Source organism: Paraburkholderia sp. J7 (genome assembly GCF_905220155.1).
Taxonomy (GTDB): domain Bacteria; phylum Pseudomonadota; class Gammaproteobacteria; order Burkholderiales; family Burkholderiaceae; genus Paraburkholderia.
The window spans coordinates 492,167-508,938 of sequence record NZ_CAJMYZ010000001.1 but is presented as its reverse complement, the minus strand read 5'-3'; the positions used below and the strand labels follow the sequence as shown (position 1 = coordinate 508,938).

Sequence of the window (16,772 nt, the reverse complement as noted above, 5' to 3'; positions counted from 1 at the left end):
CGCGCGGGTTTGCCGTGGCGACGCGCATCACGTCGCCGTTTCGCCGCGCAAACGCAGCAGGATGCCGTCGAGCGCGTCGAGGTCGCCAAAGTCGACCGTGAGCTGCCCTCGCCCGCGTCGGCCGAGCTTGATCTTCACCGATGCGGCAAGCAGGTCCGACAACTCTTCTTCGAGGCGGCGCGTGTCGCGGCCACCGTCGTGCGCGGCCTTCGCCTTCACTGCCGGTGCGGCCTTCGTCGTCGCCGAAACGAGCTTCTCCGTTTCACGCACCGACATGCGCCTGTTAACCACCTGGTTCGCCAGCGTGATTTGCGTGGCAGCGTCCACGGCGAGCAGCGCGCGGGCGTGGCCCATGTCGAGATCGCCAGCCAGCAGCATGGTCTGCACGGGCGCCGCGAGATTGAGCAGACGCAGCAGGTTCGACACCGCGCTGCGCGAGCGGCCCACCGATTCGGCCGCCTGTTCGTGCGTGAAGCTGAACTCGTCGAGCAGGCGCTGGATGCCCTGCGCCTCTTCCAGCGGATTCAGGTCCTCGCGCTGGATGTTCTCGATGAGCGCCATCGCGGCGGCGGCCTGGTCGGGCACGTCCTTCACGAGCACCGGCACTTCGGTCAGCCCGGCGATGTGCGCCGCACGGAAGCGTCGCTCACCGGCGATGATTTCGTAGCGCCCCGTCGCAATCGGACGCACGAGAATGGGCTGCATCAAACCCTGCGCGCGGATGCTCGCGGCCAGCTCCTGGAGCGCGCCCTCGTCCATGCGCGTGCGCGGCTGGTATTTGCCGGCCTGCATCTGCGTGAGCGGCAGCGTGTTAGGCGCGCCTTCGATCTTCACCGCTTCGGTGATGTCCGCGCTGCCGCCGAGCAATGCTTCCAGCCCCCGGCCCAGCCCCTTCTTCCGTGCTACTGCATTCATCGTGCTTCCCCAGTCTCTCGTCAGAGTGCGCGCACGCGCTCGATCATTTCCGCGCCGAACTGCACGTAGGCTTGTGCGCCGCGCGAGGCGCGATCGAATACCACACCCGGCAAGCCATAGCTGGGCGCTTCGGCAAGTCGCACGTTGCGCGGGATCACGGCGTCGAAGACCTTGTCGCCGAAGTGCTCTTTCAATTGCTCGGAAACCTGCTGCTGCAGCGTGATGCGCGGGTCGAACATCACGCGCAGAAGACCGATCACCTTCAGGTCGCGATTCATGTTCGCGTGGACCTGCTTGATCGTATTGATGAGATCCGAGAGCCCTTCGAGCGCGAAGTATTCGCACTGCATCGGGATCACCACGCCATGTGCGGCGCACAGACCGTTGAGTGTGAGCAGCGAAAGCGCCGGCGGGCAGTCGATCAGGACGAAGTCGTACTCGGCGTCGACTTCGGCGAGCGCGGCCTTCAGGCGCCGCTCACGCTGCTCGACCGTCACCAGTTCGACTTCGGCACCGGCCAGTTCACGGTTGGCCGGCAACACGTCGTAGCCGACCTGTTCGGGCCGCGTGCGCGCGGTGTTCACCGTGACACCGTCGACCAGCACTTCATACACCGTGTTCTCGCACGCGGCCTTGTCGATGCCGCTGCCCATCGTGGCGTTGCCCTGCGGGTCGAGGTCGATGAGAAGGACACGTTGTCCCTGCGATGCGAGGCTCGCGGCGAGATTGACCGTTGTCGTCGTCTTGCCGACGCCGCCCTTCTGGTTCGCAACGCAGAAGATTTTTGCCATCTTTCGTGTGTCCCTTTTACTGCCTTAAAAGTTTGCTTACGTTATGACGCAACCGCCTCGCGCACCATTCGGCCGATTGGCCATCGCCGGGTCGGTTCAGGCCGCGGCGACCGGTTCAACCGACACTTCGGTCAGGTGACGCTCCGCGTCGAGCATCGGCACGTTCAGGCGAATCGTATTCAACGCCTTGGTGCCCGACGGCAAGCGCTCGATCTCGCCTTCGGGGTGCACACCCTTCATCGCCCAGATCGCGCCGCCGTCCGCAACGAGATGACGGGCCAGTGTAACGAAATCGGCGAGATCCGCGAATGCCCGGGACACGATCAAATCGAATTTTTTTGGTACTTCCACGCCAGGACGCAGCGATTCGACTCGGCCGGTCACTACCGCCAGGTTCGTGAGACCGAGTTCGGCCTTGGCTTGCGACTGGAACGCCGACTTCTTGTGCACGATATCGTTGAGCGTGACCTGCCAGTCCGGCCGTACGATCGCGAGCACGATACCCGGCAGCCCGCCACCGGAACCGACATCGAGTACGGTCGCGTCGGCGCGCGCCGGCAGATGCGGCACGATCGACAGCGAATCGAGAATGTGCTGGATCAGCATCTGATGCGGATCGCGGATCGCCGTGAGGTTGTAGACGGCGTTCCATTTCGCGAGCAGCGCAACGTAGTCGAGCAACTGTTCGTGCTGGCGCTCGGTGAGTTCCACACCCAGCGCCTCTGCGCCCTCTTTCAGCAGACGAGCCAGCGCGTCACGGTCCGCAATACCGGGTTGCCTCGAGCGGCCCGTCATTGCGCCACCGGCGTCGAGTCGGTGCCGCTCTCGTCCGCAGCGCCCGGATTCTGGCGACGGCGGCCAAGGCCACGCTTGAGGTGAACCATGAGCAACGAGATCGCGGCGGGCGTGATACCGGAAATGCGAGATGCCTGGCCAATCGTCTCGGGACGGAACTGAGTTAGCTTCTGACGCGCCTCAAACGAAAGACCGCGTACTTCCGCGTAATCGATACCCTCCGGCAGACGCGTATTCTCTTGCGCGCCGTTGCGTTCGATCTCGTCGGCTTGACGATCGATATAGCCCTGATATTTGATGCCGATCTCGATCTGCTCCTTGATCTGAGCGAGCAGAACTTCGTCGTCGGCAAGCGGGGCGTCTGGCGCGCAGGCGCCTTCACGCAGACCGCAAACGCCGTCATAGCTCACGCCCGGGCGGCGCAGCAGATCTGCGAGGTTGTACTCGCGGTCGATCGACTTGCCGAGGAGTGCCGTTGCTTCTTCAGCCGACAGCGTCTTCGGATTCACCCACGTCGACTTCAGGCGCTCTGTTTCACGTGAAACAGCATCGCGCTTGCGGGAAAATGCGTCCCAACGAACGTCATCGATTACACCCAGCTCGCGGCCAATCTCAGTCAAACGCATATCCGCGTTGTCTTCACGCAGGCTCAAGCGATATTCGGCTCGGCTCGTGAACATCCGATATGGCTCGGACACGCCACGCGTCACCAGGTCGTCGACCAGCACGCCGAGATACGCCTGATCGCGGCGCGGGCACCATGCGTCCTTGCCCTGCACCTGCAGCCCTGCATTCATGCCGGCCAGCAAGCCTTGCGCTGCCGCTTCTTCGTAGCCCGTCGTACCATTGATCTGGCCCGCAAAAAACAGGCCGTTGATCACCTTGGTTTCGAGCGAAGCCTTGAGCCCACGCGGATCGAAGTAGTCATATTCGATCGCGTAGCCCGGACGCAGGATGTGCGCGTGCTCGAGGCCGCGCATCGAGTGCACGAGTTCAAGCTGCACGTCGAACGGCAGGCTCGTCGAGATCCCGTTCGGGTAGAACTCGTTCGTCGTCAGACCTTCCGGTTCGAGGAAGATTTGATGCGATTCCTTCGACGCAAAGCGGTGAATCTTGTCTTCGATCGACGGGCAATAGCGCGGCCCTACCCCTTCGATCACGCCCGTGTACATCGGCGAGCGATCGAGACCGCCGCGGATAATGTCGTGCGTGCGCTCGTTCGTATGCGTGACCCAGCACGGAATCTGGCGCGGGTGCTGCTCCGCGCGGCCCAGAAACGAGAACACCGGCACCGGGTCGAGGTCGCCAGGCTGTTCTTCCAGCACCGAGAAGTCGATCGTGCGGCCGTCGATACGCGGCGGCGTGCCCGTCTTCAGGCGCCCCTGCGGCAGTTTCAGCTCCTTCAGGCGCGACGAGAGCGTCACGGCAGCGGGGTCACCAGCGCGGCCGCCCGTGTAGTTGTTCAGGCCCACGTGGATCTTACCGTCGAGGAAGGTCCCCGCCGTCAACACGACTGCGCGGCTGCGGAAGCGGATTCCCACCTGCGTGACGGCGCCAACAACGCGGTCGCCTTCGACCATCAGATCTTCCACGGCCTGCTGAAACAGCCACAAATTCGGCTGGTTCTCGAGGCGTCGGCGGATCGCCGCCTTATATAGAATGCGGTCTGCCTGCGCGCGCGTCGCCCGGACCGCGGGGCCCTTGGACGAATTGAGAATGCGGAACTGAATCCCGCCCTCGTCCGTCGCAGCGGCCATCGCGCCGCCGAGCGCGTCGACTTCCTTGACCAGATGGCCCTTGCCAATGCCGCCAATCGACGGATTGCAGCTCATCTGGCCGAGCGTTTCAATGTTGTGCGTAAGCAGGAGCGTCTTGACGCCCATGCGGGCGGCGGCAAGCGCAGCCTCGGTTCCGGCGTGACCGCCGCCGACGACGATGACGTCAAACTCTGTGGGATAAAGCATGGCGGGACCTCACGCATGGACGGAAACGACCGCGTGAGCCTTCTCAGAAAAAAGTGGTATGCGCGAATTATAACGGCTTACGGTTTAAGGCCGTTCACACCCGAGATTCGTTCCACGCAAGGGCAAAAAAAAGCGGCGTGTTTCACGTGAAACACGCCGCTCATTTCTACAGCCATAGACGAAGTCAGACCGGTTTCTTCGCCAACCCCAGATACGTTTCGATCACGCGTGGGTTTTGCGCCAACTCCCCCGCCGGCCCCTCGAGCGCCAGATCGCCAGTTTCCAGCACGTAGCCGTAATCGGAAATCTGCAGTGCGGCACGTGCATTCTGCTCGATGAGCAGCGTCGCAACGCCGGTTTGCCGCAGCGCGCTGATGATGTGGAAGATTTCCTTCACGATGAGCGGCGCCAAACCGAGGCTAGGCTCGTCGAGCATCAGCAGATCGGGCTTGCCCATGAGCGCTCGGCCGACTGCGAGCATCTGGCGCTCGCCGCCCGAAAGCGTGCCAGCCGCCTGGGCGCGACGCTCCTTCAGGCGTGGAAACAGCGTGAAAACCGGCTCTAGCTGATCGAGGAAATTACGTTCACCGGCGCGCTTTCGCCGGTAGGCGCCGAGCACGAGGTTGTCCTCCACCGTCATCGAGGCAAACAGCTCGCGCTTTTCCGGCACGAGACACATGCCGCGCGCCACACGCCGCTCAACTGGCAACGCGCCGATCTCGTCACCCATGTAAGCGATACGGCCGCTAGCGTGCCCCATTACGGGCAGCGCGCCCATGATGGCATTGAGCAGCGTGGACTTGCCCGCGCCGTTAGGCCCGATCACGGAAACGATCTGCCCTGCGCCCACCTTGATCGCCGCCTTGTGCAGCGCCTCGATCTTGCCGTAGCGAACGGCGAGTCCCGAGACTTCCAGTACGGGTGTCGTCATCATTCCACCCCGCCCAGGTACGCTTCCAGCACAGCCGGATCTTTCTGCACCTCTTCCGGCAAACCTTCTGCGATGCGCGTGCCGAACTCCATCACCACCAGGCGGTCGGTGAGATTCATCACAAAATCCATGTCGTGTTCGACCAGCAGCACACTCATCCCCTCTTCCCTCAGCTTGCGTAGCAGTGCCGCCAACTGTTGCTTTTCCTGGTAGCGCAGGCCGGCCGCCGGCTCGTCGAGCAGCAGCAAGGTCGGATCGCAGCACAGCGCGCGCGCAATCTCCAGGATCCGCTGCTGTCCGAGCGCGAGGCTGCCCGCTTCGTCATACATATGCTGCTCGAGGCCCACGCGGCGAATTTGCTTCGCCGCCTCGCTCATGAGCCGCCCCTCCTCCGCCGCATTGAGCTTGGCGACGCTGCGCAGCACGCCCGCGTGGCCACGCAGGTGCGCGCCAATGGCAACGTTCTCGAGCACCGTCATCGTCGGCAGCAGTTTGACGTGCTGGAACGTACGGCCAATGCCGCGTGCGACGATTTCACGTGAAGTCAGGCGGTCGATGCGCTCGCCACGGAACGTGATCTCGCCGCTGGTCGGCTGAAGCACGCCGGTCACGAGATTGAAGGTCGTCGACTTGCCCGCACCGTTCGGACCGATCAGGCCGATGATCTGCCCCGCCTTCACCTCGAAACTCACGTCGTTCACGGCCACGAGGCCGCCGAACTGCTTGCGCGCCTTGTTCACCGTCAGCAGCATCTCGCCCGTAGCCGGCTTGCTGCGCTGCGGCAAAGCCTCGGCCTGCTCGGGCACATGCGCCTGCGGGCCGCGCGGGAAGAAGCGCGCCACGAACGGCCAGACGCCGCGCCGCGCATATTGCAGCAGCAGCACCATCAAGATGCCGAATACGATGATCTCGAAGTTGCCGTTTTCGCCCAGCAGCTTCGGAAGCAGCGTCTGCAGCCAGTCCTGCAGCACGGTCAGGATTGCTGCGCCCAGCACCGCGCCCCACACGTGCGCCACGCCGCCCACCACGGCCATGAAGAGATACTCGATGCCGTGATTCAGACCGAACGGCGTCGGGTTCACCGCACGCTGCAAATGCGCGTACAGGAAGCCCGAAACGGCCGCGAGCACGGCCGCATAGACGAAGATCACCACACGCATCCAGCCGGTGTTCACGCCCATTGCCTCGGCCATCATGCCGCCGCCGCGCAGCGCGCGGATCGCCCGGCCCATGCGGCTATTAAGCAGATTTTGAACAGACAGCACGGACAGGAGCACCACGACCCAGATCAGGTAGTAGATATGGCGGCCCGATTCCAGATCGATGCCCAGCACGTTCAGCACGGGAATGCCGTTGATGCCGTCGTACTTGCCGAGCATATCGAGATTGCCGAACAGGAAGAACAGTGCGAGGCCCCAGGCAATCGTACCGAGCGGCAGGAAGTGGCCCGACAGACGCATCGTGACGAGCCCCAGAACGAGCGCCACGAGCCCCGTGATCACCACGCCGACAATAAGCGCGAGCCACGGTGAGACGCCGTACTGCGTCGTCAGATACGCGGTCGCGTAAGCGCCAAGCCCGACGAACGCGGCCTGCCCGAAGCTCGTCATCCCGCCGATGCCGGTGAGCAGCACGAGGCCGATCGCGACGATCGAGTACAGGCCGATATAGTTGAGCAGCGTGATCCAGTATTCGGGCACGTGCACCGGATGAGGCAGCACCGGCAATGCGAACATCACCACGAGGAACAGCCAGAAGAAGCGGTTGTGCATGACGAATCGTTTCATCGCGTCACTCCTCTTCCTCTTCGGCGTGCGGCGTCGAGAGCGAGCGCCACAGCAGCACGGGGATGATCAGCGTGAACACGATCACTTCCTTATAAGAGCTCGCCCAGAACGACGAGTACGACTCCAGCAGCCCCACGAGCACGGAACCTGCCGCAGCCAGCGGATAGCTCACCAGGCCGCCAATAATGGCCCCGACGAACCCCTTGAGGCCGATCAGGAAGCCCGAGTCGTAGTAGATGGTGGTGAGCGGCGAGACGAGGATGCCGCACAGCGCGCCAAGGCCCGCAGCGAGCGTGAACGCGAGCCGCCCGGCCTGCGTGGTGCCGATGCCGACGAGCCGCGCGCCGAGCCGGTTCACCGACGTCGCGCGCAGCGCCTTGCCCGAAATCGTGCGGTCGAAATACAGATACAGCGCGACGATCAGCACGGCGGCCGTGCCGATCACCCAGAGGCTTTGCCCCGAGATCGACAGGCTGCCGATGTTGAACGTGGCGTCGGAGAACGCGTTCGTGCGCGAGCCTTCCGCGCCGAACATCACGAGCCCAAGACCCACCATCGCGAAGTGCACGGCCACCGCGACGATCAGCAGCAGCAGCGTGGTCGCCTCGGCGATGGGCTCATACGCGAGGCGATAGATGAACGGCCCCATCGGCACCACGATCGCGAGCGTGAGCGCGATCTGCACGAGCATGGGCAGTGGCTGGCTCGCGACTCCGCGCGTCACCGCATAGAGCGCGATGGGAAAGAGCAGGTACTTGCCCGCGAGCGTCACAAGCGTGCGCGCCGCGTGGCGCCGCCGTTCGGCGTGCCGCGCGAGCCCGGCGGTCTCGACGATGAAGCACGCCGCGCCGAGCGCGACGAGCAGCCAGCACGTGGCCGGAAACTTCTGGGACTGCAGCGCGGCGAGCGTGAGCGCGCCATACGAAACGAACTCGCCCTGCGGAATGAAGATCACCCGCGTGACGGAGAACACCAGCACCAGAGCGAGCGCTAGCAGCGCGTAAATCGCACCGGTGGTGATGCCGTCCTGCGCGAGGATCGCGGCGATCGATAAATCCATACTCCCCTCTTCCTGAAACCTTCTGGAACCTGGAAAAACAGCGACGTCGAAAAAACGGAATGGCTCGCGCGAACCGTCAGATGCACGGTTCGAACTTCATGTGTGAAAAGCCGGTGCACGGCGATCAAGCCATGCACCGGTCATGCTTGTGCGTCATTCTCAGTGGCCAGAATGACGCCGTGACAAGCGCGTGTGTTTCACGGGAAAACGCGCAGCGCTTTCCCGTGCGCCGCACGTCATTCGCTCTGCAGCTTCCACTTGTTGTTGACGATCTCGACGATCACGCGCGCGCGCTGGTCGAGGCCCGCATGATCCGTTGCGCTCATGTTGAAGATGCCATGCGCGCCCGCCACGTCCTGCGAGCTTTCGAGCGCGGCGCGCAGCGCCACGCGGAACGCCTCGGTGCCAGGCAGGCCCGCCTTCAGTGCGATCGGAATTGCGCGCTGGAGCAACTGCCCTGCGTCCCACGCATGGCCGCCGAAGGTCGCCACCGTGCCCACGCCATAGGCCTTCTCATAGGCCGCCTTGTAGGCCAGCGCCGACTTCTTCACAGGGTTCGAATCGGGCAGCTGGTCGGCCACCAGAATCGGGCCTGCGGGCAGCAACTCGCCTTCGCAGTCCTTGCCGCAAACGCGCAGGAAGTCGTTGTTCGCCACGCCGTGCGTCTGGTAGATCTTGCCCTTGTAGCCGCGATCCTTGAGCGTGGTCGCAGGCAGCGCCGCCGGCGTGCCGGAACCTGCGATCAAGATCGCATCGGGGTTCGCCGACATCAGCTTGAGCGCCTGGCCCGTGACCGACGAGTCCGTGCGGTTATAGCGCTCGGTCGCCACGATCTTGAGGTTATGCTTCGCGGCCGCGCTCGTGAACTCCTTGAGCCAGCTGTCGCCATAGGCGTCGGTGAAGCCGACGAAGCCCACCGTCTTCACGCCTTGCTTCTCCATGTAGCTCGCAAGCGCGTCGGCCATCAGGCTGTCGTTCTGCGGCGTCTTGAAGGCCCATTGACGCTTCGCGTCGATCGGCTCGACGATCGCGGCGGACGCGGCGAGCGAGATCATCGGCGTTTTGCCCTGCGCGACGACGTCGAGCATCGCGAGCGAGTTCGGCGTTACCGACGAGCCGATGATGGCGTCCACATGGTCTTCGTCGATCAGCTTGTGCGTGTTCTGCACGGCCTTGCTCGTGTCCGAGGCGTCGTCGAGCACGATGTACTGCACGCTCTTGCCTGCGATCTCCTTGGGCAGCAGCGCGATGGTGTTCTTCTCCGGAATGCCGAGCGACGCCGCCGGTCCCGTTGCCGAAAGCGTCACGCCGATCTTCACCTGCGCGGCGGCTACGCCCGCCGTGCCCATCAGCGCCGCTGCGAGTGCAGCGCTAATCGAGCTCAAAACCCACTTCTTCGTTTTCATTGCGCGTCTCCAAACGCTTGGTCTGCGTGTTGTCGATTGATCCTGCGCCGATTACTAGGATGTTCGTAAATCGGCGCTGGCCTTTGAGTGTAGTAATCGGTTTCGCGCGTGTAATGCATGGTTTTCCCTGCCTGCGGCGCTGCACAAGCCGCCGCATGTCTGGGTGCGCTCTCCGTTTTTTTCGACTGCTGAACTGCTGTACTGCCCTCTTCCCCTGCTGCTGCGAAGCCGTTGTCACGGCAACAAAAAAGGCACCTCGAATGAGCGTGCCTTTTTCATGTTCCGTATGTCAGTCAGCCGGCGCTCAATCGCCGGCGAGTTTCCACTTTCCGCCGACGATCTCCACCATCACGCGGGCACGTTGATCGAGGCCCGCGTGGTCGGTCGCGCTCATATTGAAGATGCCGTGCGCACCGGCCACATCGTGCGAGCCCTCGAGCGCCGCGCGCAGCGCTTCGCGAAATGCCTTCGTGCCCGGCTGGCCGGCCTTCAGCGCAACCGGAATCGCATGCTGAAGCAGGAGGCCCGCGTCCCACGCGTGACCGCCGAAAGTCGAGATCGAACCCGCGCCATAGGCCTTTTCATACGCAGCCTTGTACGCAAGCGCCGATTGCTTGACGGGATTCGAGTCAGGCAATTGATCGGCGACAAGCAGCGGCCCGGCGGGCAGATACGTGCCGTCGCAGTCCTTGCCGCACACGCGCAGGAAGTCGTTGTTGGCCACGCCGTGCGTCTGATAGTACTTGCCCGTGTAGCCGCGCTCCTTGAGCGTTTTCTGCGGCAGCGCGGCCGGCGTGCCCGCCCCCGCGATGAGCACCGCGTCGGGGTGCTGCGAGATCATCTTGAGCGCCTGGCCCGTGACAGAGGCGTCGTTGCGCGCGAAGCGCTCGTTGGCGACCACCTTGATGTTCTGCTTCGCGGCGGCTGCGCTGAATTCCTTGTACCAGCTCTCGCCATAGGCGTCCGAGAAGCCAATGAAGGCCACCGTCTTCACGCCGTGCGCGGCCATGTGCTGTGCGATGGCGCCGGCCATCAGCGCGTCGTTCTGAGGCGTCTTGAAGACCCACGCGCGCTTCGCGTCCATCGGTTCGACAATGGAGGCCGCGGCGGCCATGGAGATCATCGGCGTGGACGTTTCCGCGGCCACGTCGATCATGGCGAGCGAGTTGGGCACGACGGTCGAGCCGATCAAGGCGTCGACGTGATCTTCGCTCGTGAGCTTGCGGGCGTTCTTCACCGCCTGCGTGGAGTCCGTGGCGTCGTCGAGCACGATGTAGTCGACTTTCTGGCCCGCGATTTCCTTCGGCAGCAGCGCAACCGTGTTCTTTTCCGGAATGCCGAGCGAGGCAGCCGGCCCCGTGGCCGACAGCGTCACACCGATCTTCACGTCTGCATACGCCCCACCGGCCGTCGCCGCGAGCACCCCGGTCGCGACGCAAGCCGCCCACACCCAACGCAAAACCAACTGCATCTCCACTCCTTCGATATTCGTTTTCTTTATTGCTACGGATTTTGTGGCGCACCGCGGCCGATTACCTCATGCGCGAATCGATAATCCGCTGCGGGAAATCAACGCAAAAATGCTGACCGCATGGTCGGTGATTGGCGAGTGTAGCGGTCTGCGTATTCAGATGGCAAGTGCTTTCCATCAGCTTACAACGCAGGGGATTAAGCGCGTTCTTTGCGTAATGCGCAAACGCTTATGCAGCGCGGGAAGCCGGCCGCACGGTCCGATTTGCGTAATTTGGGAAGGGATAATCTGTGCGTGCGAAGCGACGTAAATCGCACGCCACGGCAGCGGGGAAAAGATAATCGCCGTGCCGTTGAAAGAAGGTGCGTAGAAATATAAAAAGCGCTGTTGGACTCTCATCCAACAGCGCTTCCTTGTCCGGGCACTTGGTGCCTCAGTTGTCTCCTCGTTCTCCACCTGCAAATTCGGTGCATCAGAACTAGGTGAAACTTTAAACTTCAGCCCCCTTAGCAGCAACTAGCATTTACCCTAGTGGTGCAGTGCGGCACCGAAATGGGGCGCGGTGCCACCGATTTGTCGCACGGCGGGGCGCTCCGGCATGCCGCAACGCGACATGTATGCCTGCCTTTGCCCGTTCCGCGCAAGGGCCGCTCATTCTATCGCAGTCCCGAGCAGTCATGGCACGCCAGTTCGTCACGCGCGCAAGGGCCGCACGCGCGCCACGATCTCGCCGACAATACCGCGCCGGAACGCCAGCACGCAGGCAATGAAGATGATGCCCGTGACGATCGTTGTGGACTCACCGAGTGAGCGGAACCACTCCACGCCCGTCCCTCTTGCGAGCGCCGTGCCGATATCACCCAGCCGGTCTTCCAGCGCGACGATCAGCGTTGCGCCAAGCAGCGGCCCGAACAGCGTGCCCATGCCGCCCACGAGCGTCATGAGGATCACGAGGCCGGACATGGTCCAGTATGCGTCGCCGAGCGTTTCGAAGCCGAGCACGAGCACCTTGAGCGCACCGGCCAACCCTGCGAGCCCCGCCGACAACACAAACGCGAGCAGCTTGAAACGGTCGGTGTCGTAGCCGAGCGAAACCGCGCGCGGCTCGTTCTCCTTGATCGCGACGAGCACCTGCCCGAACGGCGAATGCACAATGCGCACGATCAGACCAAACGCCAGCACCATCACGACGAGGACGACGTAATAAAGCGTGAGATCGGAATCGAGCGAAACCACGCCGAACAGCTTGCCGCGCGGCACGCCTTGCAGACCGTCCTCGCCATGCGTGAACGGCGCCTGCAGGAACACGAAGTAGACCATCTGCGCGAGCGCGAGCGTGACCATCGAAAAGTAGATGCCCTGCCGGCGAATCGCGAAGATACCCACCACCAGCCCGATCAGCGTGGCCACCGCCGTGCCCGCGAGCACGCCCAGTTCGGGCGTGAAATTGAGCGACTGGATCGCGTAGCCGGCCGTGTAGCCCGCACTCGCGAGAAACATCGCGTGGCCAAACGAAAGCAGGCCCGTATAGCCGATCAGCAGGTTGAAGGCCGCAGCAAACAGCGCGAAGCACAGCACCTTCATGACGAAGAGCGGATAGGCGCCGGCAAACGGCGCGACGATCAGCCCGATCAGCAACAACCCATAGAGCGCTTTTCTTTGCATCATCGTTCCTTGCCGAAGAGGCCAGCGGGGCGAATCAGCAGCACGATCGCCATGATTACGAACACCACGGTCGCGGAGGCTTCGGGCCAGAACACCCGCGTGAAGCCTTCGATCACGCCGAGCATGAGGCCCGTGAGGATCGAGCCCATGATCGAGCCCATGCCGCCGATCACGACCACGGCGAACACGGTGATGATCATCGACTGCCCCATGAGCGGCGACACCTGGATCACCGGCGCGGCCAGCACGCCCGCGAACGCCGCGAGCGCCACACCAAAGCCGTAGGTAAGCGTGATCATGAGCGGCACGTTGATGCCGAACGCCTCGACGAGCTTGGGGTTCTCCGTGCCCGCGCGCAGATACGCACCCAGGCGTGTTTTTTCAATCACGAACCAGGTGGCGAAGCACACGGCAAGCGAAGCGACCACGACCCACGCACGATAGTTCGGCAGATACATGAAGCCGAGATTGGTCGCGCCCGCGAGCAGATCGGGGACGTTATAGGGTTGCCCGGACGAACCGTAGATCGAGCGGAACACGCCTTCCACCACGAGCGTGAGCCCGAAAGTCAGCAGGAGTCCGTACAGATGATCGAGCCGATACAGCCAGCGCAGCATCGTGCGCTCGATCACGATGCCGAACGCCCCGACCACGAGCGGCGCGACGACGAGCATCGCCCAGTACGGCAGATCGAAGTACGCGAGCCCCATCCACGTGAGCATCGCGCCCAGCATGAACAACGCGCCGTGGGCGAAGTTGATCACGTTGAGCATGCCGAAGATCACCGCGAGGCCAAGGCTCAGGATCGCGTAGAACGAGCCGTTCACGAGCCCAAGGAGCAACTGGCTCAGCATTGCCGGAAGCGGAATGCCAAAAATCATCATGAAAGCCGCCCATCGAGGCAATGACGCATTAACGGATTACGCAATCGCGCCGCGCCCGGCACACCCAACTCGGGGCGCCGGGCGCGGCATAAGACTGCAGCATTTACGCGCTCGCGCTTACTTCCACAGCGCGCACTTGCTCTCCTGCTTCGTCGTATAGGCCTGCTCGCCCGGAATCGTCTGCAGCACCTTGTAGTAGTCCCACGGCTTCTTCGACTCGGACGGCTTCTTCACCTCGACCAGATACATGTCGTGAATCAGCACGCCGTCCTGGCGGATATAGCCGCCCTTGGTATAGAAGTCGTTGACCTTCGTCTTCTTCAGTTGCTCCATGACCTTGTCGGAATCCGTCGTGCCGGCCGCCTGCACCGCCTTCAGATACGTGGTCACCGCCGAGTAGTCAGCCGCCTGCAGTTCCGACGGCATCTTCTTCGTCTGGTCAAAGTAGCGCTGCGCCCACTTGCGCGTGTCGTCGTTCTGGTCCCAGTACCACCCGGTCGTCAGCACGAGGCCCTGCGTGGTGTCGAGCCCGAGGCTGTGCACGTCGGGCAGGAACATCAGCAGCGCCGCGGTCTTCATCGACTTGTTGATGCCGAATTCCTTCGCCGCCTTGATCGCGTTGACCGTGTCGCCGCCCGCGTTCGCGAGACCGAGAATCTGCGCCTTCGACGACTGCGCCTGCAGCAGGAACGACGAGAAGTCCGACGCCGAGAGCGGATGGCGCACTTCGCCGAGCACCTGGCCGCCGTTCGCCTTCACGACGTCCGCGGTGTTCTTCTCGAGCGACTTGCCGAACGCGTAGTCGGCGGTCAGGAAGAACCAGGTCTTGCCGCCTTGCTTGAGCACCGCGAGGCCCGTGCCCTTCGCGAGCGCGACCGTGTCATAGCCGTAGTGAACCGTGTACGGCGTGCACTGCTCGTTCGTCAGCGCGTCCGTGCCCGCGCCCGTGTTGAAGTACACCTTCTTCTTCTCTTGCGCGACCTGGTTCATCGCCAGCGCCGTTGCCGAGTTCGTGCCGCCGAGCAGCATGGTGAGCCCGTCACGGTCGAACCATTCGCGCGCCTTCGATGCGGCGATGTCAGCCTTGTTCTGGTGGTCGGCGTACTCGATCTGGATCGGCTTGCCGAGCACCTTGCCGCCGAAGTCCGCGACCGCCATCTTGATCGCCGTGAGGCCGCCCTGGCCGTCGTCGTCGGCATAGAGGCCGGACATGTCGGTGATGAAGCCGATCTTTACCGCGTCGTCGGCGGCCTGCGCGCTCCCCGCGCTGAACGCCATCGCAGCTGCCGAGGCGGCAAATAGGCCCGCGAGCCGCGCGAACGTGGTTTTCTTCATTGCAGTCTCCTTCCTTGGTTGCGTAGTTATTCAGGAACACTCCATGAACACTGGAGGCAAAGCGATTCGCGCCGCGCCCGTGCAACGCCGCGCAAAATCAGACCGAAAATTAAACGCCCAGCAGGTCGTGCAGCACCGGCATCTTCCCCTCGAGCTCGGCAGTGCCGAAGTGCTCGACGATGCGCCCGTGCTCCATCACGTAAAAGCGGTCCGCGAGCGGCGCCGCAAAGCGGAAGTTCTGCTCGACCATCACGATCGTGTAGCCGCGCGCCTTCAGGGTGAGGATCATGCGCGCGAGCGTTTGCACGATCACCGGCGCGAGACCTTCGGATATCTCGTCGAGCAACAGCAGATTCGCGCCCGTGCGCAGAATGCGCGCCACGGCCAGCATCTGCTGCTCGCCGCCGGAAAGCCGCGTGCCCTGGCTGTGGCGACGTTCGGCGAGATTGGGGAACATCGCGTAGATCTCGTCGAGCGACATGCCCTCGGCCAACTTCGCACCTTTGGCGCCGATATGCGGCGGCAGAAGCAGATTTTCTTCGCACGAGAGGCTCGAGAAAATGCCGCGCTCCTCGGGGCAATAGCCCACGCCGCAGTGTGCGATGCGATACGTCGGCATCTGGATCGTCTCTTGTCCGCCAATGCGGATCGACCCCGTACGCCGCCCGGTGAGCCCCATGATGGCGCGCAGTGTCGTGGTGCGGCCCGCGCCGTTGCGCCCGAGCAGCGTCACGACCTCGCCGCGCCCAACGGACAGATCCACGCCGTGCAGAATGTGCGACTCGCCGTACCACGCCTGCAGCCCCGCAATCTCCAGCGCCTTCGCGCTATCGGCCGCGCCTGCAGTGGCGGCCGCCTCGCGTTCGGTGACCGTGTTCATGCGTGCGCCCCCGTGAGCGCCGCGTCCGCGCTGCCCATATAGGCTTCGGCGACGAGCGGATTCTTCGAGACTTCGGCGTAGCTGCCTTCGGCGAGCACCTCGCCGCGCTGGAGCACCGTGATGGTGTCGGAGATGCCCGCAATCACGTTCATGTTGTGCTCGACCATGAGGATCGTGCGGCCACTCGAGACTTTCTTGATCAGCGCCGTCACGCGATCCACATCTTCGTGGCCCATGCCCTGGGTCGGTTCGTCGAGCAGCATCAGCTCGGGCTCCATGGCGAGCGTCGTGGCGATTTCCAGCGCGCGCTTGCGGCCGTAGGCCAGTTCGACGGTCGGCACATCGGCGAAATCGGTGAGGCCCACTTGCGTGAGCAGATCCATGGCGCGGTCGTTGAGCTCCGCGAGCGTGCGTTCGCTTTTCCAGAAGTGGTAGGCGGTGCCGAGCGAGCGCTGCAGGCCCACGCGCACGTTCTGGAGCGCCGTGAGGTGAGGAAACACGGCGGAGATCTGGAACGAGCGGATAATGCCGCGCCGCGCGATCTGCGCGGGCCGCTCATGCGTGATGTCGATGCCGTTGAAGACGATGCGCCCCGCGCTGGGCACGAGGAATTTGGTGAGCAGATTGAAGCAGGTGGTCTTGCCTGCGCCGTTCGGTCCGATCAGCGCATGGATCGAGCCGCGGCATACGCGCAGGTTCACGCCGTTCACGGCCGTGAAGCCCTTGAACTGTTTCGTGAGGTCGCGCGTCTCCAGAATCGTGTCGCCGAGAATCATGTCCCCTTCCGAGCGTGGTAAGGCGTAACACTGCAGACCATCCGTGACTTGTGGTGCACGGTCAGGTCCGGCGCGGACGGTGCGGCGCGCCTCCCGATGCGCGCAACGCGCG

Annotated in this window: 14 protein-coding genes; all 14 read right to left on the bottom strand. The window is 63.5% G+C overall.

Annotated features, from left to right (window positions below):
- Positions 1–27 precede the first annotated feature (27 nt).
- The 14 genes from U5A58_RS02290 to U5A58_RS02225 all read right to left on the bottom strand — a co-directional run bounded on the left by U5A58_RS02290 (position 28) and on the right by U5A58_RS02225 (position 16,660).
- Entirely contained in the window at positions 28–915 is an 888-nt protein-coding gene (locus tag U5A58_RS02290) for a ParB/RepB/Spo0J family partition protein (protein WP_321960130.1), read from the bottom strand.
- A gap of 20 nt (positions 916–935) precedes the next feature.
- Entirely contained in the window at positions 936–1,706 is a 771-nt protein-coding gene (locus U5A58_RS02285) for a ParA family protein (protein WP_321907181.1), read from the bottom strand.
- A gap of 96 nt (positions 1,707–1,802) precedes the next feature.
- Positions 1,803–2,501 (bottom strand): 16S rRNA (guanine(527)-N(7))-methyltransferase RsmG, encoded by a 699-nt coding sequence (rsmG, locus tag U5A58_RS02280; protein ID WP_321960129.1) that lies wholly within the window; start codon positions 2,499–2,501, stop codon positions 1,803–1,805.
- Positions 2,498–4,465, bottom strand: a complete 1,968-nt coding sequence (mnmG, locus tag U5A58_RS02275; RefSeq protein ID WP_321960128.1) for a tRNA uridine-5-carboxymethylaminomethyl(34) synthesis enzyme MnmG — start codon at positions 4,463–4,465, stop codon at positions 2,498–2,500. The genes rsmG and mnmG overlap by 4 nt, the downstream gene beginning before the upstream one ends.
- Before the next feature lie 184 nt (positions 4,466–4,649).
- A complete protein-coding gene (locus U5A58_RS02270) occupies positions 4,650–5,399 on the bottom strand; it encodes an ABC transporter ATP-binding protein (protein WP_321960127.1) in 750 nt (249 codons plus the stop codon).
- On the bottom strand, positions 5,396–7,183 hold the full coding sequence (locus tag U5A58_RS02265) for a branched-chain amino acid ABC transporter ATP-binding protein/permease (protein WP_321934490.1): 1,788 nt from the start codon (positions 7,181–7,183) through the stop codon (positions 5,396–5,398). The genes U5A58_RS02270 and U5A58_RS02265 overlap by 4 nt, the downstream gene beginning before the upstream one ends.
- A 4-nt stretch (positions 7,184–7,187) precedes the next feature.
- Positions 7,188–8,243: a branched-chain amino acid ABC transporter permease gene (locus U5A58_RS02260; protein WP_321960126.1), complete on the bottom strand. Its 1,056-nt coding sequence runs from the start codon at positions 8,241–8,243 to the stop codon at positions 7,188–7,190.
- A gap of 236 nt (positions 8,244–8,479) precedes the next feature.
- Positions 8,480–9,649, bottom strand: a complete 1,170-nt coding sequence (locus U5A58_RS02255) for an ABC transporter substrate-binding protein (protein ID WP_321960125.1) — start codon at positions 9,647–9,649, stop codon at positions 8,480–8,482.
- A 304-nt stretch (positions 9,650–9,953) separates the two neighbouring features.
- Positions 9,954–11,120 (bottom strand): ABC transporter substrate-binding protein, encoded by a 1,167-nt coding sequence (locus U5A58_RS02250; protein ID WP_321960124.1) that lies wholly within the window; start codon positions 11,118–11,120, stop codon positions 9,954–9,956.
- Between the two features lie 693 nt (positions 11,121–11,813).
- Positions 11,814–12,785 (bottom strand): branched-chain amino acid ABC transporter permease, encoded by a 972-nt coding sequence (locus tag U5A58_RS02245; protein ID WP_321907787.1) that lies wholly within the window; start codon positions 12,783–12,785, stop codon positions 11,814–11,816.
- Positions 12,785–13,669: a branched-chain amino acid ABC transporter permease gene (locus U5A58_RS02240; RefSeq protein WP_321907196.1), complete on the bottom strand. Its 885-nt coding sequence runs from the start codon at positions 13,667–13,669 to the stop codon at positions 12,785–12,787. Before U5A58_RS02240 ends, U5A58_RS02245 begins: the two co-directional genes overlap by 1 nt.
- A 117-nt stretch (positions 13,670–13,786) precedes the next feature.
- The gene (locus U5A58_RS02235; RefSeq protein ID WP_233883473.1) at positions 13,787–15,004 is read right to left on the bottom strand and encodes an ABC transporter substrate-binding protein; all 1,218 of its coding nucleotides are present in this window, start codon (positions 15,002–15,004) and stop codon (positions 13,787–13,789) included.
- Positions 15,005–15,113: 109 nt separating this feature from the next.
- On the bottom strand, positions 15,114–15,884 hold the full coding sequence (locus U5A58_RS02230; RefSeq protein WP_321960123.1) for an ABC transporter ATP-binding protein: 771 nt from the start codon (positions 15,882–15,884) through the stop codon (positions 15,114–15,116).
- Positions 15,881–16,660, bottom strand: coding sequence for an ABC transporter ATP-binding protein (locus U5A58_RS02225; RefSeq protein WP_028203291.1), 780 nt, complete (start codon positions 16,658–16,660; stop codon positions 15,881–15,883). Before U5A58_RS02225 ends, U5A58_RS02230 begins: the two co-directional genes overlap by 4 nt.
- Between the last annotated feature and the right edge of the window lie 112 nt (positions 16,661–16,772).

Coding starts and splice junctions, on each gene's coding strand:
- U5A58_RS02270 (WP_321960127.1), bottom strand. CDS start 5,399: ATGATGACGACACCCGTACTGGAAGTCTCGGGACTCGCCGTTCGCTAC.
- mnmG (WP_321960128.1), bottom strand. CDS start 4,465: ATGCTTTATCCCACAGAGTTTGACGTCATCGTCGTCGGCGGCGGTCAC.
- U5A58_RS02240 (WP_321907196.1), bottom strand. CDS start 13,669: ATGATGATTTTTGGCATTCCGCTTCCGGCAATGCTGAGCCAGTTGCTC.
- rsmG (WP_321960129.1), bottom strand. CDS start 2,501: ATGACGGGCCGCTCGAGGCAACCCGGTATTGCGGACCGTGACGCGCTG.
- U5A58_RS02225 (WP_028203291.1), bottom strand. CDS start 16,660: ATGATTCTCGGCGACACGATTCTGGAGACGCGCGACCTCACGAAACAG.
- U5A58_RS02230 (WP_321960123.1), bottom strand. CDS start 15,884: ATGAACACGGTCACCGAACGCGAGGCGGCCGCCACTGCAGGCGCGGCC.
- U5A58_RS02290 (WP_321960130.1), bottom strand. CDS start 915: ATGAATGCAGTAGCACGGAAGAAGGGGCTGGGCCGGGGGCTGGAAGCA.
- U5A58_RS02250 (WP_321960124.1), bottom strand. CDS start 11,120: ATGCAGTTGGTTTTGCGTTGGGTGTGGGCGGCTTGCGTCGCGACCGGG.
- U5A58_RS02255 (WP_321960125.1), bottom strand. CDS start 9,649: ATGAAAACGAAGAAGTGGGTTTTGAGCTCGATTAGCGCTGCACTCGCA.
- U5A58_RS02245 (WP_321907787.1), bottom strand. CDS start 12,785: ATGCAAAGAAAAGCGCTCTATGGGTTGTTGCTGATCGGGCTGATCGTC.
- U5A58_RS02260 (WP_321960126.1), bottom strand. CDS start 8,243: ATGGATTTATCGATCGCCGCGATCCTCGCGCAGGACGGCATCACCACC.
- U5A58_RS02235 (WP_233883473.1), bottom strand. CDS start 15,004: ATGAAGAAAACCACGTTCGCGCGGCTCGCGGGCCTATTTGCCGCCTCG.
- U5A58_RS02265 (WP_321934490.1), bottom strand. CDS start 7,183: ATGAAACGATTCGTCATGCACAACCGCTTCTTCTGGCTGTTCCTCGTG.
- U5A58_RS02285 (WP_321907181.1), bottom strand. CDS start 1,706: ATGGCAAAAATCTTCTGCGTTGCGAACCAGAAGGGCGGCGTCGGCAAG.